Here is a 15,155-nt window from a genome sequence, read left to right as displayed (position 1 = left end):
TCTCGTCAATGGCCCGCGGCGCCGAATCCGGGAGCCATTCGCACGGAGAGTTACTTGAACATTCACGTGCTGACGCGGAATGGTCGAAACGCCCGTTATCCCGGCGATTTTTCCAGTGGCAAAGGTCTCCCCGGAGAATGTCCGCTGTTCCACCCGCCGGGAGGATCCCCGGCCCGTGAGGGCCATCACTTGTGCACCGGAACCGGGCACCGCTGCCGATGAACGCGGTACTGCGGGACATCCCCCTCCCCGTAGTGGACGGAGACTGGATGCGCCGCCGCCGGACCACCGCGACGATCACGCTGCTGGCGACCATCACCGCCACGGCCGGTGCCGTGCCGGCGCCACAGGCCGCCCAGGCCGCCGCCGGGAGTGCGACCTCGTACACGTTCATCACCCAGACCGGCGGGAAAGGTGCCATCGCCCGGTGGGATCCCTGCGGCGGGGCCGTCACCTACCGGGTGAACCTCGACAGGGCACCGAAGAAATCCCTGGCCGAGGTCAAGGAGGCGTTCAGGCGGGTGGGCACGGCCACCGGGCTGACGTTCCGGTACGCCGGAGCCACGAGCACGGTGCCGCAACGGGACTCGGGGTCACCGGAACCGTTCGAGGAAGCCGACGTGGTCGTCGCCTGGGCGGTGCCGGGCAAGCAGAGCAGCATGCTGCCACGGGGCGCCACCCAGGCCGGCCAGGGTGGGCCGGCTTACGTCAGCGCGTACACGAAGAATGGTGACAAGGCCTGGCGGATCTTCCGGGGGTCGGTGGTCCTCAACGCCACCGTGACCACCGAGATGGCACGCGGGTTCGCCGCCGAGACCGGCGGGACCACCGGGCAGCTGCTGATGCACGAGATCGGGCACGCGGTGGGGATGGGGCACGCCGCCTCCGACCGCAAGCAGATCATGTATCCGATGCTGACCGGCAAGGCCGCCCGATGGGGCGCCGGGGATCTCCGCGGGCTGCGGATCCTGGGCAGGGCCGGTGGGTGCCTGACCACCACGAGCAGCGCGGGGAGCACTCCGGTCTACGGCGAGGACGTGACGCAGGACTGACCGGCGGCGTCACCGCAGCACCAGGGTGATCACCACCATCACCGGCAGGCAGGCGAGCGTGGACAGGAAGATGGCGTCGCGGATCAGGATGACCGCGGCGCCTGCCTGCTGTGCGTACACGAAGAGGTTCTGAGCGCACGGCAGGGCCGCCAGAACGGTCACCGTGTAGACCGCCTCGCGGGACAGGCCGAACGCCCAGGCCAGCAGGAACGCGACCACCGGCATGGCGAGCGTCTTCAGCAGCACCGCCACGATCGTCGGCAGCCGTTCCGGGCCCGGGGCCAGCACCCGGCGGCCGGAGAGCGACATGCCGAAAGCGATCAGCACCACGGGTACGCACGCCTGCCCGATCGTGGTGACCGGGTCGAGGACGACCGCCGGCAGCGTGAGCCCGGTCGCCGCCACGACGGCGCCGAGGGTCACCGCCACCACGATCGGGTTGCGCAGCGGCAGGAGCAGCACGCGGCGCCAGGAGACGTGGTGCCGGGTGCCGAACTCCAGCAGCGCCATGGCGACCGTGATGATCACCAGTTGCACGAAGACGATCGGGACCACCAGCGTGGCGTCGCCCAGCACGTAGGTGGCGATCGGCAGGCCGATGTAGTTGGCGTTGGTGTACCCGCCGGCCAGCGCCCCGATGATCCGCGTGCCGGGATCGCGGCGGTGGAAGATCACCGCGAAGACGGCGAAACACACGATCGCCGCGAGCGTCGACACCAGCAGCGGGGTGCTGAGCAGCAGACTCAGGTCCGCGTCCAGCACACCCTGGAAGAGCAGACACGGCGCCAGCACCAGGAACGCCAGCCGGCCCAGGGTCGCCTCGGTGTCGTCCGGCAGGTCGCCCCAGCGCCGCAGCGCCCACCCGACCAGCACGATGACGGCCAGCAGGGCGAACCCCGACAATGCGTTGATCATGCGGGGACGGTGTCACACCCCGGCAGACCGGACACGAGTCCTGTGGCGTAGGTCGCCCCGATCGCCGACCCGGCGAACACGATCCGGCCGTGCCCGCCGGGGGCGAACGCCCCCGGTGCCGGGTTGCGCCGGTTCCGCGGTGCCCTGGGAAGGTATCGGCGTGCCCGCCCGGTAGAACGGTCCGTCGATGGCCCCACCAGGTCTAACGGCAACCGTTCGGTGACCGGCCACACCCACCGAAGACCTCCGGGAACCCCGGAACCCGGCCGAACGTGTCCGGCAACTTCCCGCAGTCCGGGGAAGGAGCCGTGCCCCGGACGCCGAGTCCTGCCCGCCGGGCGCACGTAGATGGTCGATACTTCCGAGACATTCGACCGGGCAGGAACGGGGCACTCCCCGTGGGCGGGTCGAAGGACCCGGGAACCTCGTGGCCCATCGCATCAGCTCCCTCCTGCGTACCATCGTCCCCCTCGCTCTCGCCGCCGCGTTGATGATCGGCTTCTCCCCCGCCGAGGCCGTGGCAGCCACCAAGACCCCCACCGCCGAGCAGACCGTCGAGGCCAGAGGCCTGAAAGTGGTCGCTTACGCGAAGGCCCTCAAGGGCAGGCCCTACCGCTACGGCGCCTCCGGACCGGGCGCCTTCGACTGCTCCGGCCTCACCGGGTACGTCTACAAGAAGGCGCACGTGACGCTCCCCCGGACCGCGAACGCCCAGTACCACAAGGCCCGCAAGCTCGCAGCCTCCGAGGTGCGCCCCGGCGACCTGGTGTTCTGGGTCAGCGGCGGGCGCGCATACCACGTGGGAATCTACGCCGGCGGCGGGAAGGTGTGGCACGCCCCCAAACCGGGTGACCACGTCAAACTCGCCGACATCTTCTCGCGCAGCCAGGTCCGTTTCGGACGGATCGGTTAACCACAGACACCGCGATGGGCCGCCTCCCCGGCTGGGGAGGCGGCCCATGCCGTTTTAACAGACCCGTTCGGCACCCGGGCGGAAACCGAGGAATCCCCGGCCCAGAACCTTGAGTGCCGTCGCGGATTGCCGACAAACATGGGGACCGCCCATGCAGGGTAGCCAGGAGGACACCTTGACCCGTTTGTCCCGACGGTTCGTCGGACCCGTCGCCGCACTGCTGACCATCGGCCTCGCCGGATGTGGCAGCACCGCCGCGCTCGTCACCACCAGCACGCCCGACCTCGGCACCATCGGCATCGCCATGCCGACGACCGGCAGCGCCCGCTGGATCGCCGACGGTGACAACATGGTGAAGCAGTTCGAGGCGCTCGGCTACAAGGTGGACCTGCGCTACGCCGAGGACGACCCGAAAGAGCAGCTGTCGCAGCTCAACGAGATGATCGCGGCCGGCGACAAGGCCCTGGTCATCGGGGCGGTCGACGGGTCGGCACTGACCGACGCGCTGGACAAGGCGGAGGCCGCCGGCGTGCCGGTGATCGCGTACGACCGGCTGCTGCGGGACTCGAAGAACGTGGACTACTACGCCACCTTCGACAACTTCAAGGTCGGCGTCCTGCAGGCCCAGACGATCGTCGACAAGCTGGGCCTGAAGAAGAGCGGCGGCAAGGCGCGCACCATCGAGCTGTTCGCCGGTTCGGCGGACGACAACAACGCGAAGTTCTTCTTCGACGGTGCGATGAGCGTGCTCAAGCCGTACATCAAGAGTGGTGCCCTGGTGGTGCCCAGCGGGCAGACCTCCTTCGCGAAGGTCACCACGCTGCGGTGGGACGGCGAGGTCGCCGGCGCCCGGATGGACAAGATGCTCGAGGGCGCCGACGAGGACGTCACCCTGGACGCGGTGCTCTCGCCCTACGACGGCATCAGCCGCGGCATCATCACCTCGCTGCAGAACCACGGCTACGGCACCAAGTCCAAGAAGCTGCCGGTCGTCACCGGCCAGGACGCCGAACTCGAGTCGGTGAAGCTGATCAAGCAGGGTGTGCAGGCCGAGACGGTCTACAAGGACACCCGTGAGCTGGCCAAGGTCGCCGTCCAGATGACCGACAAGGTGCTCTCCGACAAGACCCCCGACATCAACGACAGCACCACCTACGACAACGGGGTGAAGGTCGTCCCCGCGTTCCTGCTCCAGCCCGTCAACGTCGACAAGTCCAATCTCGTGACCGTTCTGGTCGACGGCGGCTACTACAAGGAATCGGAGCTGAACTGATGACGACAGCCACCCTGCCCCGGCGCCGGTTCGGCGCGTTCTTCCTGGACCTGCCGGTCGCCGTCAAACTGACCGCCCTGGTCACCGTCAGCCTGCTCGCCCTGGCGATCTGCCTGGGGGTCAGCGCCCACTCCTCGTCACGCTCCGGCGAGACCTCCGACCGCCTGGAGAGTCTCAACCTGGCCGGCAGCTACATCCAGCAGCTGGACCGCCTGGCCAGCGAGCTCAAGGCCAACGGTCTCGAGGCCATCGCCCGTGACGAGCCGGCCGACCAGGTCACCCCGCTGAAGAACACCAGCGCCGCCGCCACCGCGCTGCTCGACAAGCTCGGCGCGGTCAGCCTCCCGCAGGCGCAGCAGGCGCAGGTCACCAACCTGCGGTCGGTCTACGACGAGTACATCGCCGTGATCACCCGGTACGTCGACGGCGCGCAGAGCGACCCGGCCACCGCCCGCCTCGGCTGGGCGCAGATCGGCGTGGACAACTACCTGGTCTCCGCGGTGCTGGAGAAGACCCGTACCTCGTTCGCCGCCCTGATCACCGCGTCCGAGGTGGCCGCGGACGAGCAGCGCTCGACCGACAACCGCATCATGTGGGTCACCGTGCTCATCGCCGGCATCATCGTGGTCGGCCTGGCCTGGATCGTCGTCGTGTCGATCACCCGGCCGCTGACCCGGGTCCGGGAGGCCCTGCAGGGTGTCGCGAAGGGCGACCTGACCTCCTCCGCGGACGTGCACTCCCGTGACGAGGTCGGCCAGATGGCCCGCGACCTGGACGTGGCGATGACCGACCTGCGCCAGGTGGTCGGCTCGGTCACCCACGAGGCGGTCGCGGTGGCCACCGCCGCCAAGCAGATGTCGGACGCCTCCTCGTCGATGTCCGGTGCCATCGCCGACAGCACCCGGCAGAGCGAGATCGTCGCCTCCACGGCCGGTGAGGTGTCGCGCAGCGTGCAGACCGTCGCCGCCGGCGCCCAGGAGATGGGGGTGTCGATCGGCGAGATCGCCCACAACGCCGCCGAGGCGGCCCGGGTCGCGGCGCAGGCCGTCGCCATCGCGCAGCACACCACCGACCAGGTCGGCAAGCTGGGCGAGTCGTCCGCGGAGATCGCCACGGTGGTCAAGGTGATCACCAGCATCGCCGAGCAGACCAACCTGCTCGCCCTGAACGCCACCATCGAGGCGGCGCGGGCCGGCGAGTCCGGCAAGGGCTTCGCGGTCGTCGCCGGCGAGGTCAAGGAGCTGGCCCAGGAGACCGCCAAGGCGACCGAGGACATCTCCCGCCGGGTCCAGAAGATCCAGAACGACACCGCCGGCGCGGTCCAGGCGATCAGCGAGATCAGCGTGGTCATCTCGCAGATCAACGAGTTCCAGACGACCATCGCCAGCGCGGTCGAGGAGCAGACCGCCACCACCTCGGAGATGAACCGGGGTGTGGCCGCGGCCGCCGACGGTGTGGGTGGCATCGCCGCCAACATCGACGGCCTGGCCACCGCGTCGCGGATCACCAACCAGGGCGTCACCCAGTCCCAGAAGTCGGTCACCGAGCTGAGCACGATGGCCGACCGCCTGCAGAACCTGGTCAGCCACTTCAAGGTCTGACACCACACCTGAGCAGCACACTCCGCCCGGCGGCACCATCGCCGGGCGGAGTTTTCTCGCTAGCGCCACCCGGGATTCAGGAAACGTCCCGGTAACCGTTACCCTTCACCGGCCACCCGCACGATTGGAAGAGCGCTATGAGCGACATCTCGCTGGCCCAGCCTCGGGCCCTGCGTCACGCCCTGCTGACCGCCGTCACGATGGCCGTGGTCATCGGCCTGATCGGCGTCGCACGGCACTGGACCGGCGAGGCCTGGGTGTTCGGCGTGCTGGTCGGGGTGCTCTCCACCGGGTTCTTCATCGCCACACGCAAGCGTCGCGCACACCACTGATCCGCGGTTTTTCGAACGCTCAGGTGCACCCGGGGCACGCCGATATCACCTGGCGTGTTCACCCTAGACGCGGCGACTGAAGTCCGGAACCGGGCCGTGGACGCCACCGCGCTGGCGTACCTGCACGTGGACCGGGCCGGCATGATCCGGGACTGGAACCCCGCCGCGGAGCGCCTGTTCGGCTGGACCCGCTCGGAGATCATCGGCCGGCGGCTCGCCGACACCCTGGTCCCGGCGGGACTGCGGTCGGCATACAACGCCGCCTTCGCCCGCCGCCTGGTGACCGGCGACGGCGACCTGGTCGGCAGCCGGGTCGAGGTGCCGGCGGTGCACCGGGACGGCGGTGAACTCCAGATCACCATCAACATCGACGAGCTCGGTGCGGACGGGTTCTTCGCGTACGTGTCGGACCGCACCGACTGGCACCGGGCCCAGCAGGAACTGCAGCGCAGCACCACCCTGATCACCGCGATCCTGCAGCACACCACGGCGGTGGTCTTCGCCAAGGACCTGCAGGGCCGGTACCTGTTCGTCAACGGCGAGTACGAGCGGGTCTTCCAGGTCGCCGCCGCGGACGCCGTCGGCCGGCTGGAGGCCGAGGTGCTCCCGGCCGCGGTGGCGGCGGTCGGCCGGGCCCACGACGAACAGGTCGCGCGGACCGGGGTCGCCGGGACCGCCGTCGAGGAGGTTCCCACCGGCGACGACCTGCGGCAGTACCTGGTCACCCGGGTGCCGCTGACCGAGCCGGACGGCACCGTCTACGGCATCTGCACGATCGCCATCGACGACACCGCCCGCCGGCGCAGCGAGGCCGCCCTGGCCGCCCGGGAGAAACAGTTCTGGACCACGGTCAACAACGCGCCCGGCATGCTGTACCAGTTCCGGACGGGCGCCGACGGTGACAGCGGCTTCACCTTCGTCTCCGAGGGCTGCCGGGACATCTTCGGGCTGGAACCGGGCGACCTGATCACCTCGATGCGCCGGCTGTCCGAGGTCATCGCGCCGGAGGACCTGGAGTCGTACCTGGCCAGCGTCCAGGAGTCGGCGCGGACCCTGCAGCCCTGGTCGTGGCGGGGCAGCATGATCTGCCGCGACGGCAGCCGCCGCTGGCTGTACGGCGTGTCCCGCCCGCACCGCGAACCGGACGGCAGCATCATCTGGGACGGGATGATGCTGGACCGGACCCGGGAACGGCACACCGAGGCCGACCTGGCCGAACTGCGCCGGGAGATGGCCGGCCTGACCGAGCAGCTCGCCGTGCTCAGCCTGGTCACCGGCGCGGACACCGCCCCGGCCCCGGCCCTGACCACCCTGGTCGAGGCGGCCGAGCACGAGACCCTGGACCGGATCTGGGCGGCCGCCCGGGAGGGCAACCCGGCCGACATGCGCTGCGCCCGGGCGGACGGCCGCGGGCGTCTCTGGGTGCGGTTGCGCCCACGGGTGGAGGACGGCGAAGTGCTGATCGAGGTGGCCTGCTTCGACCTGGGGCGGATGGCATGAGCGCCCGGAAACTCGGCGAGGTCGGTTATCCGGCCACGCCGGTGCTCGCCTGCACCCCGATCGGCGAGGTCGAGTCGGCCCTGGCCGCCGACGACCGTACGCCCGCCGTGCTGATCGCCTCCGCCACCGGCCACCGGGTGATCACCCGGGCGCTGCTGACCCGCTGCGCCAACCGCGGCACCGCCCGGGTCGCCGGTGACCTGCTCACCGACGACGCCCTGGTGTTGCCGGCCGGCCTCGAACTGGAGCTGGCGGCGGAGGCGGCGCTGGCCCGCCCGGCGGCGCTGCGCGAGGAGCCGGTGCTGGTCAGCTGGCCGGACGGCCGGTTCGGCATCGCGCCGATGCTGGACCTGCTCGCCGAGATGGCCGGCCGGACCGCCCGGCTGGCCCGGACCGACCCGCTGACCGGCCTGCCGAACCGGGCCAGCGCGCAGTCCGAGGGTCAGCGCCGCCTGGACGCCGGCACCCTGACCGCGGTGGTCCATCTCGGTCTGGACCGGTTCCAGGACGCCAACGACGTGCTCGGCCACCACGGCGCGGACACGCTGCTGAACCTGGTGGCGGCCGCGCTGCGGGACGCCCACGGATCGGGGAATCTGGCCGCCCGCATCGACGGTGACCAGTTCGTGGTGCTGCTCTCCGACCTGCCGGCCGGGCAGAGCCCGCAGAGTGTGGGCCGGCGCCTGGTGGCCGGGATCCGCGGGCCGCACACGGTGGACGGCCTGCCGATCAGCGTGGAGGCGAGCATCGGCATCTGCCCGGCCGACCACCAGGACGTCAGCGTGCTGATGCGCCGGGCCGCGGCGGCCATGCGCCGCGCCAAACACGAACGCACCGGCCTGGTCGAATGGCATCCCGGCCTCGACACCCACCAGCGCGTCGACCTGCGGCAACTCACCGAACTGCGGGCCGGGCTGCGCACCGGGCACCTGCGCCTGCACTACCAGCCGCTGCACGAGGCCGGCAGCCGGCGGATGCACGGCGTGGAGGCGCTGGTCCGCTGGCAGCACCCGCAGCGCGGGCTGCTCCCGCCGGGCGTGTTCCTGCCCGACGCGGAACGCTCCGACGTGATCCTCGAACTCACCGACTGGGTGCTGGCCGAGGCCCTGCAGCAGTCGGCCCGCTGGCGGCGCGACGGCGTGTGCCTGCCGGTGTCGGTCAACCTGCCGGCGGCGTACCTCGCCCAGGACCGTGCCGTGCCCACCATCCTGACGCTGCTGGGGCTGGAGGGGGTGGCGCCGAGCCTGCTCACCGTGGAGATCACCGAGACGGCGGTGCTGACCAATCCCGATCAGGTGGCGGCGCAGCTCGCCGAGCTGCGGGCGAAGGGCATCCGGGTGGCGATCGACGACTTCGGCACCGGGTACACGTCGCTGGGGTTGCTCCCGCGCCTGCCGATCGACGAGTTGAAGATCGACCGGTCGTTCGTGGTCCAGATGCACGATTCGCCGGCCCACGCCACGATCATCGACTCGGTGATCGCCATCGCGAAGGCCCTCGGCCTGACCGTGGTGGCCGAGGGCGTCGAGGACGAGCCGACCGCCGCGGACCTGGCGGCGGCCGGCGTCGACCTGCTGCAGGGCTATCACCTGAACCGTCCGGCGCCGCCGGACGCGATGCCGTTCGCCAAGGCCCCGGCCCGCGATCCGTTGCCGGCGGCCGCCTGACCGCCCGGAGCCCCGACCTCAGACCGGGTCGAAATCCTGCGGGGCGGCGGCGAGACGCTCCTCGAAGGCGGCCTCGAGCCGGGCGCTGTCCGGGACCGTGGCGTGCCAGGCGGCGGACAGCCGCTCCTCCGCCTCGTCGTCGTCGCTGCTCCCGGCCGCTTTCGGCAGTTCCTCGATCAGGCCGGCGAGGTCGCCCATCCCGAAGTAGCGGGCGCCCACCGCCGCGGCGGCGAGCTCGTCGGTCGAGCAGCTGTCCGCGGCGTGGTTCGCTCCGCCGTTCTGCACCATGCCGTCGACCAGCAGCAGGGCACCCAGGTGCCGGTCACCCGTCCCGGACCCGTCGCCCCCGGCCGCCCGGTTCCACACGGCCCGTACCACGTCACGATCAGTCACCCGATCAGTCTGCGCCTCCCGGCCGGCCGAGCCCGCCGTTTCTCCGGGGATCAGCGCTCGTCCGCCCGCCGGTAGTCGTCGTCGGTGACCGGCTCCAGCCAGGTGGTCGGGTCGCTGCCGTCACCGGCCGACTCCAGCATCGCCAGGTGACTCATGAACGTGCCGGCCGCGGCCCCGTGCCAGTGCTCCTCGCCGGGCGGGCAGAGCACCGTCTCCCCGGCGTGGATCCGCAGCACTGATCCGTCGCGGACACCGACCAGGCCGACGCCCTCGGTCACGTGCAGGGTCTGGCCGACGGCGTGCGCATGCCAGTTCGTACGGGCCCCGGGTGTGAACCGCACCAGCGCCACCGTCATCCGCGACAGCCCGGCCGGCTGGCGGATCCGTGTCAGGTAGGCATCCCCGGTGAAGGCCTGAGCAGGCAGCTTGACGGTCGGTCGGACAGGCAGAAGTTCCATGCCCTTCATCAGAGCCTTCCGGGGTACGCGACAAGAAGTCCCTGCCGAGACGCGTACCGGCAGGGCACCCCGGGATAACCGCTCGCCCGCACCATGAATGCTGTGACAGGGTGCCGTCTCGTGCAACGGGAGATCCGCGCCGACTTCGACGGCGACACCATCGTGATGTACCAGGCCTACTCCCCCGCCGTTGCGGACGCCGCGCTCGCCGCGGGCCGTTTCGTCACGCCGTTCTCGTTCACCCGGATGACCTGGATCAAACCGTCGCTGCTGTGGCTGATGCACCGCAGCAACTGGGCCGCCAAACCCGGCCAGGAACGCATCCTGGCGGTCCGGATCACCCGGGCCGGCTGGGAGCGGGCCCTGTCGCGGGCCGTCCTGACCGCCCCGGTGCCGGCGATCCACGGTGGCGCGGCCGCTTGGAACAGGGCGTTCGCCGAGGCCGAGGTGCACGTCCAGTGGGATCCGGAACGGTCGCTGCGCGGCGCGGCCCTCAACCACTACAGCATTCAGGTCGGCGTCGGCCGCACCCTGATCCGCGAGTACGCCGAAAGCTGGATCACCGCCGTCGCGGACATCACGCCCACCGTCCGCCGGATCGCCGACCTGGTCCGGGCCGGGCAGCACGCCAAGGCGCGGCGCCTGTTGCCGCCGGAACGCTCGTACCCGCTGAATGCCGCCGTGGCCCGCCGCATCCAGGCCGACGCCTGACCGCCCGCCCGCTTCCCTGGCCAGGCGGGTCGGGGACAGCCTGTGGTTCAGCCTGCCGGCGCCCGGATCTCGCGGGCCGGGGACAGCCTGTAGGTCAGCCGGCCAGGGCCCGGATCTCGCGGGCCACCGTGGGCCAGACCTCCCGGGGCAGGTCGTGGCCGGTGCCCGGCAGTTCGACGTAGCGGGCGCCCGGCACCGACGCGGCGATGCGGCGGCCGGCGGCGGGCCGGGCCAGCGGGTCCTGCGCGCCGTGCAGCACCAGGGTCGGCACCCGCAGGTCGCGCAGTCGCGGGCCGTGCCAGCCGGCGCTGACCTGCCGGGCCTGGGCGCGGCTGTCGCGGACGCCGCTGGGCAGGCCGGCGTCGAGTTCGCGTTCCACCCGCAGGCGGGCGTCCTCCTCGTCGAACGGGTGACCCGGCGCGTGGATCATCCGGGCCAGGTCCAGACCGGCTGCCACGTCGCCGTCGCGGCCCTCGGGGTGCCGCAGGCGCGTCAGCCGGGCCAGGAACGGCAGGTGCACGTACCGCAGAACGGCGGCACCACGCACGTCGCTCGACACGGCGGCGAAGGTGGTGAGCGTGTGCACCCGGTGCGGGTGGCGCAGGGCGGTGCGCTGCGCGACCAGGCCGCCCAGGGAGACGCCGAAGAGGTGGGCGCGCTGCCAGCCGAGCGCGTCGAGCACGGCAACGGTGTCGTCGGTCATGTCCTCAGCGGTGTACGCGAGGGGGCGCCGACGCAGCAGGCCGGTCACCGGATTGCCGGACGGCACGTCGTCGAAGTGGGTGGAGCCGCCGGCGTCGCGCCCGTCGAACGCGGCGACGCTGAAACCGGCATCGATCAGGGCGGCGACCAGGCCGTCGGGCCACCAGAAACGGGACACGCCGAGGCCCATGACCAGCAGCAGCGGGTCACCGCCGGCGCCGCCGAGGTCGTCGACGGCGAGGTGCACGTCGCCGTTGCGCGCGGAGTACGGGATCCGGATCATCGTCGCCTCATCCATTCGGGAACGCTGTTCGCGAACAACGTTATCGAAACGGTAGGGTGAGCGCAACGGAGAGAGAAGGAAGTGTCATGGAGACGACGCCGGTGTGGCTGCGGGAACGGCGTAGCGGAGTGGGCCGGCCCGCCGAACGCTCCCGGGCCGAGGTCACCGCGGCCGCGATCACGCTCGCCGACCGGGAGGGCCTGGCCGCCGTCTCGATGCGCCGCATCGCCGCCGAGCTGAACACCGGCGCGGCGTCGCTCTACCGCTACGTCGACAGCCGCGACGACCTGCTCGACCTGATGACCGACGAGGTCGCCGCCGGATACCACCTCTCCGCGCCGGGCGGCCCGTGGCTGCCGGCCCTGCTCGAGGTGTGCCGGCAGGGCCGCGACCTGATGCTGCGGCACCGCTGGCTGCCCGAGCTGGTGCTGACCCGCTCCCCGCTCGGCCCGCACGGCGCCGACCTGCTGGAGCACGTCCTGGCGGTCCTCGCCGACCACCCGGCCGACACGGGCCGCAAACTGGAGGCGTTCGCCGTGATGACCACCCTCACGGCCGCGCTCGCCCTCAACGAACTCAACGCGAGCACCGGCGCCCGCGAACGACAGGGCGCCTACCTGGCCCACGTCGTCGCGGCCGGCCGGCACCCCCACCTGACGGCAGCCCTGCTCAGCGGCCGGCCGACACCGGAGCCCCGTTTCGAGGACACCCTGTCCCGGGTCCTCACCGGCCTACTGACAGTTCAGTGATCAGAGCGCGGTAGGCGGCGGCCGCCGGCTTCGGGCGGTACCCGGAGTCGAGCAGGCCGAGCTGGAACAACGGCTCATTCGCCCCAGCCGTCCAGGGCGAACGGCTGGTGGGAGGCGATCCGGGCCAGGGCGGCGGCGGTGTACGGCACGGTGTCCGGCGGCGGGTCGGTCGGGTCGGCCCACAGCAGGCGGGCGCACTTGTGCGGCTCCCGGTTGACCGGCGGCCCCTGCCAGCGGTCGGCGACGAAGAAGAACCCGATCCGCGGATCGTCCCGCCCGTTGCGGTGGTGCACGACGTGGACGAAGTGCAGATCGTCCTCGCGAACGTCGACGCCGGTCTCCTCGGCCAGTTCCCGGACCGCGCCGGCCGTCACCGACTCGCCGGCTTCGAGGTGGCCGCTGGGCGGGCAGAGCAGGCCGTCGGCGTACCCCGTGCCGGCTCTCTCCATCAGCAGGATGTGACCGTCGGCGCGGCGCAGGAGCACGTGAACGTCGACGATGCTGCGATAGCGGCTGCTCATGTCCTTACGAGTACTCGACGTTGCCACCGCGAAGCTGTCGGCCACCCGACGGCGCCGGTCCTCGGTTCACCCGCTCGGAGCTTCAGTTCACGACCCGCGGGGGTGGGCGGGCTCGTAGCCTCGACGGGTGCGCACCCTCTGGACGACCGGTTCGGGGCCGGATCCGGCACTGCGGCAGGTCTCCACCGGGCAGCTTCCGTCGGCTGTCGCGACCGCCACGGTCGGCGGGGCCGAGGTCATCGTGACACTGACGGAACGGCACGAGGATTTCGACTGTCACCTGGCCGACCTGCATGCCACGCGGTGTCCTCGGCCGGGCATGCGGATGCGGGACCGGGCCACCGGGGAGCTGATCCGCACCGACCGCTATCCGCTGGAGGCCGACGCGGAACAGCTCGCCGTCGTCGGTGACAGGGCGCTCGCCGTGGTCATTCTCGACCCGGGCGGCGCTCCCGTGCCGGTCGACCTGGAGACGGGACGGCGTATCGGCGGGCTTCCCGGTCACGACGACGCCAAGTGGGTCGAACACCTCGCCGCCGTGGACACCGACGACGGGCCCGTCGTCGTGACCGCACCGTGTCCGTCGTCGACGTGGTGACCGGGCGGGATGTGGACCGGATCACGCTGCCGTATGCGGCGCGGGCGCCGGCCTGGGGTCCCGGCGGCCGGCTCGTGATCGCCTGCCGCCGGGACCTGTACTGCGCCGAGGTCGCTCAGGCCAGGTAGTCGCGGCGGGTCGGGGGCATCGTGCTGGTGCCGTCGCGGTGCGGCTTCACGGCCAGGACCTGGTTGACGCCGATCTGGGCGAGTTCGAAGGCCAGCGCCGACGCGGCCATGTAGAGCCTCCACACCCGGGCCCGCCCGGGACTCGTCAGGCGGACGGCGGTGGACCAGTCGGATTCCAGGTTCGCGACCCAGGCGCGCAGGGTGCGGCCGTAGTGTTCGCGGAGCGCCTGTACGTCGCGGACCTCGAAGCCGGCCTTCTCCAGCAACGAGACCGTCGTGCCGATGGAGACCAGTTCACCGTCGGGGAACACGTACGCGTCGATGAAACTGCGGCCCGAGGACGGCGACGGGTCGTGGCGCAGGGCGGCGATCTGGTGGTTGAGCAGGCGGCCGCCCGGCTTCAGGTGGTGGTGCAGGATCGTCGCGTACTCCTGGTAGGGGCCGGTGCCGACGTGCTCGGCCATGCCGACGCTGCTGATCGCGTCGAAGGCGCCGTCGTCGAGGTCGCGGTAGTCCTGGACGCGGATCTCCACCTGGTGGGCGAGGCCGGCCGCGGCGACCTGTTTGCGGGCGTGGTCGGCCTGTTCGACCGACAGGGTGATGCCGAGGACCTGGACGCCGTACTCGCGGGCGGCGTGCACGGCGAGGCCGCCCCAGCCGCAGCCGACGTCGAGCAGCCGCATCCCCGGCTGCAGGCCCAGTTTGCGGCAGATCAGGTCGAGTTTGTCGCGCTGGGCGTCGGCCAGGTCGTATCCGGGGGTGTCGCCGGTCCAGTAGGCGCAGGAGTAGACCATGCTCTCGCCGAGGACCAGGCGGTAGAAGTCGTTGCCGACGTCGTAGTGGTGGCTGATGGCCTGCCGGTCGCGGCCGCGGCTGTGCCGGGTGCCGGTGACCGCCATCTCCTCGGGCGGCGGCTTCGGGCGGCTGCCGATGAGGCCCAGCCGCAGCGCCTCGCCCATCACGTTGCGTAGCGGCATCTCGGTGGGTTCGGCGGCGCGCCAGAGCAGTGGGGCGAGTCGGGACAGCACGTCGTAGAGGTCGCCCTGGACGTCGATCTCGCCGGCCACGTACGCGCGGGCGAGGCCGAGCTGGTCCGGTTGCCAGACGAGCCGCCGCAGCGCGCGCCGGTGACGCACGATCACCAGGGGCGCGTCGGCCGGTCCCGCCTCGGAGCCGTCCCAGGCTCGCAGGCGTACCGGAAGAGGGGTGTGAAGGAGGGTTTCGAGGAGTGTCTTGAGCCTGGTCGCGGTGGCGGGTTCGGCTCGGTTCAGGGTCCGCATCGGGTTCTCCCGGGGTACTGCTCGGCGGAGGCTCCTGCCGGGGGTTGGCAGCGAGCGCAGCCGATCTTCGACCCTCCCA

General features: G+C 71.5%; 17 protein-coding genes. 11 read left to right on the top strand and 6 right to left on the bottom strand.

What is annotated here, in order from left to right; all coding sequences use genetic code 11:
* Positions 1 to 269 precede the first annotated feature (269 nt).
* Entirely contained in the window at positions 270 to 1,052 is a 783-nt protein-coding gene (locus tag QSK32_RS20735; protein ID WP_285472815.1) for a matrixin family metalloprotease, read from the top strand.
* Positions 1,053 to 1,061: 9 nt separating this feature from the next.
* Here QSK32_RS20735 and QSK32_RS20730 read toward each other — a convergent pair whose 3' ends face one another.
* Entirely contained in the window at positions 1,062 to 1,967 is a 906-nt protein-coding gene (locus QSK32_RS20730; protein ID WP_045742677.1) for an AEC family transporter, read from the bottom strand.
* A 427-nt stretch (positions 1,968 to 2,394) separates the two neighbouring features.
* Between QSK32_RS20730 and QSK32_RS20725 the strand changes: the two genes are divergently transcribed.
* The 6 genes from QSK32_RS20725 to QSK32_RS20700 all read left to right on the top strand — a co-directional run bounded on the left by QSK32_RS20725 (position 2,395) and on the right by QSK32_RS20700 (position 9,253).
* Complete coding sequence (locus QSK32_RS20725; protein ID WP_052720481.1) at positions 2,395 to 2,880, top strand: C40 family peptidase; 486 nt, start codon at positions 2,395 to 2,397, stop codon at positions 2,878 to 2,880.
* 175 nt (positions 2,881 to 3,055) lie between these two features.
* A complete protein-coding gene (chvE, locus tag QSK32_RS20720; RefSeq protein WP_353050981.1) occupies positions 3,056 to 4,153 on the top strand; it encodes a multiple monosaccharide ABC transporter substrate-binding protein in 1,098 nt (365 codons plus the stop codon).
* Positions 4,153 to 5,754: a methyl-accepting chemotaxis protein gene (locus QSK32_RS20715; RefSeq protein ID WP_285472814.1), complete on the top strand. Its 1,602-nt coding sequence runs from the start codon at positions 4,153 to 4,155 to the stop codon at positions 5,752 to 5,754. The genes chvE and QSK32_RS20715 overlap by 1 nt, the downstream gene beginning before the upstream one ends.
* Positions 5,755 to 5,891: 137 nt before the next feature.
* Positions 5,892 to 6,086 carry a hypothetical protein gene (locus QSK32_RS20710; protein ID WP_285472813.1) on the top strand — a complete coding sequence of 65 codons (195 nt, stop codon included), beginning with the start codon at positions 5,892 to 5,894 and terminating at the stop codon, positions 6,084 to 6,086.
* Positions 6,087 to 6,140: 54 nt separating this feature from the next.
* Entirely contained in the window at positions 6,141 to 7,586 is a 1,446-nt protein-coding gene (locus tag QSK32_RS20705) for a PAS domain-containing protein (protein ID WP_285472812.1), read from the top strand.
* Positions 7,583 to 9,253 (top strand): putative bifunctional diguanylate cyclase/phosphodiesterase, encoded by a 1,671-nt coding sequence (locus QSK32_RS20700; RefSeq protein ID WP_285472811.1) that lies wholly within the window; start codon positions 7,583 to 7,585, stop codon positions 9,251 to 9,253. Before QSK32_RS20705 ends, QSK32_RS20700 begins: the two co-directional genes overlap by 4 nt.
* Before the next feature lie 18 nt (positions 9,254 to 9,271).
* On the opposite strand, the gene QSK32_RS20695 is transcribed toward QSK32_RS20700, so the two are convergent.
* Together QSK32_RS20695 and QSK32_RS20690 are read right to left on the bottom strand one after the other, a co-directional pair.
* Positions 9,272 to 9,646: a hypothetical protein gene (locus tag QSK32_RS20695; protein WP_157411024.1), complete on the bottom strand. Its 375-nt coding sequence runs from the start codon at positions 9,644 to 9,646 to the stop codon at positions 9,272 to 9,274.
* A gap of 50 nt (positions 9,647 to 9,696) precedes the next feature.
* Positions 9,697 to 10,104, bottom strand: a complete 408-nt coding sequence (locus QSK32_RS20690; RefSeq protein ID WP_285472810.1) for a (R)-mandelonitrile lyase — start codon at positions 10,102 to 10,104, stop codon at positions 9,697 to 9,699.
* A gap of 120 nt (positions 10,105 to 10,224) precedes the next feature.
* Between QSK32_RS20690 and QSK32_RS20685 the strand changes: the two genes are divergently transcribed.
* The gene (locus tag QSK32_RS20685) at positions 10,225 to 10,815 is read left to right on the top strand and encodes a DUF4291 domain-containing protein (RefSeq protein WP_245673953.1); all 591 of its coding nucleotides are present in this window, start codon (positions 10,225 to 10,227) and stop codon (positions 10,813 to 10,815) included.
* Between the two features lie 94 nt (positions 10,816 to 10,909).
* Here QSK32_RS20685 and QSK32_RS20680 read toward each other — a convergent pair whose 3' ends face one another.
* Positions 10,910 to 11,815, bottom strand: a complete 906-nt coding sequence (locus QSK32_RS20680; protein WP_083449029.1) for an alpha/beta fold hydrolase — start codon at positions 11,813 to 11,815, stop codon at positions 10,910 to 10,912.
* 71 nt (positions 11,816 to 11,886) lie between these two features.
* Here QSK32_RS20680 and QSK32_RS20675 point away from each other — a divergent pair, with 71 nt between their 5' ends.
* A complete protein-coding gene (locus QSK32_RS20675; protein ID WP_045742686.1) occupies positions 11,887 to 12,549 on the top strand; it encodes a TetR/AcrR family transcriptional regulator in 663 nt (220 codons plus the stop codon).
* 74 nt (positions 12,550 to 12,623) lie between these two features.
* Here the strand turns inward: QSK32_RS20675 and QSK32_RS20670 are convergent, their stop codons facing one another.
* Positions 12,624 to 13,070 carry an NUDIX hydrolase gene (locus tag QSK32_RS20670; protein ID WP_285472809.1) on the bottom strand — a complete coding sequence of 149 codons (447 nt, stop codon included), beginning with the start codon at positions 13,068 to 13,070 and terminating at the stop codon, positions 12,624 to 12,626.
* Positions 13,071 to 13,197: 127 nt separating this feature from the next.
* On the opposite strand from QSK32_RS20670, the gene QSK32_RS20665 reads away from it, so the two are divergent.
* Together QSK32_RS20665 and QSK32_RS20660 are read left to right on the top strand one after the other, a co-directional pair.
* Complete coding sequence (locus QSK32_RS20665; RefSeq protein WP_285472808.1) at positions 13,198 to 13,668, top strand: hypothetical protein; 471 nt, start codon at positions 13,198 to 13,200, stop codon at positions 13,666 to 13,668.
* A complete protein-coding gene (locus QSK32_RS20660; RefSeq protein ID WP_157411025.1) occupies positions 13,647 to 13,796 on the top strand; it encodes a hypothetical protein in 150 nt (49 codons plus the stop codon). The genes QSK32_RS20665 and QSK32_RS20660 overlap by 22 nt, the downstream gene beginning before the upstream one ends.
* Here the strand turns inward: QSK32_RS20660 and QSK32_RS20655 are convergent.
* Complete coding sequence (locus QSK32_RS20655; protein WP_285472807.1) at positions 13,784 to 15,076, bottom strand: class I SAM-dependent methyltransferase; 1,293 nt, start codon at positions 15,074 to 15,076, stop codon at positions 13,784 to 13,786. The genes QSK32_RS20660 and QSK32_RS20655 overlap by 13 nt on opposite strands.
* Between the last annotated feature and the right edge of the window lie 79 nt (positions 15,077 to 15,155).

The organism is Actinoplanes sp. NBRC 101535, from assembly GCF_030269225.1.
GTDB classification, from domain to species: Bacteria; Actinomycetota; Actinomycetes; order Mycobacteriales; family Micromonosporaceae; genus Actinoplanes; species Actinoplanes rectilineatus.
The sequence above is the reverse complement of the archived record's forward strand: the minus strand, read 5'-3'. Positions and strand labels throughout refer to the sequence as shown.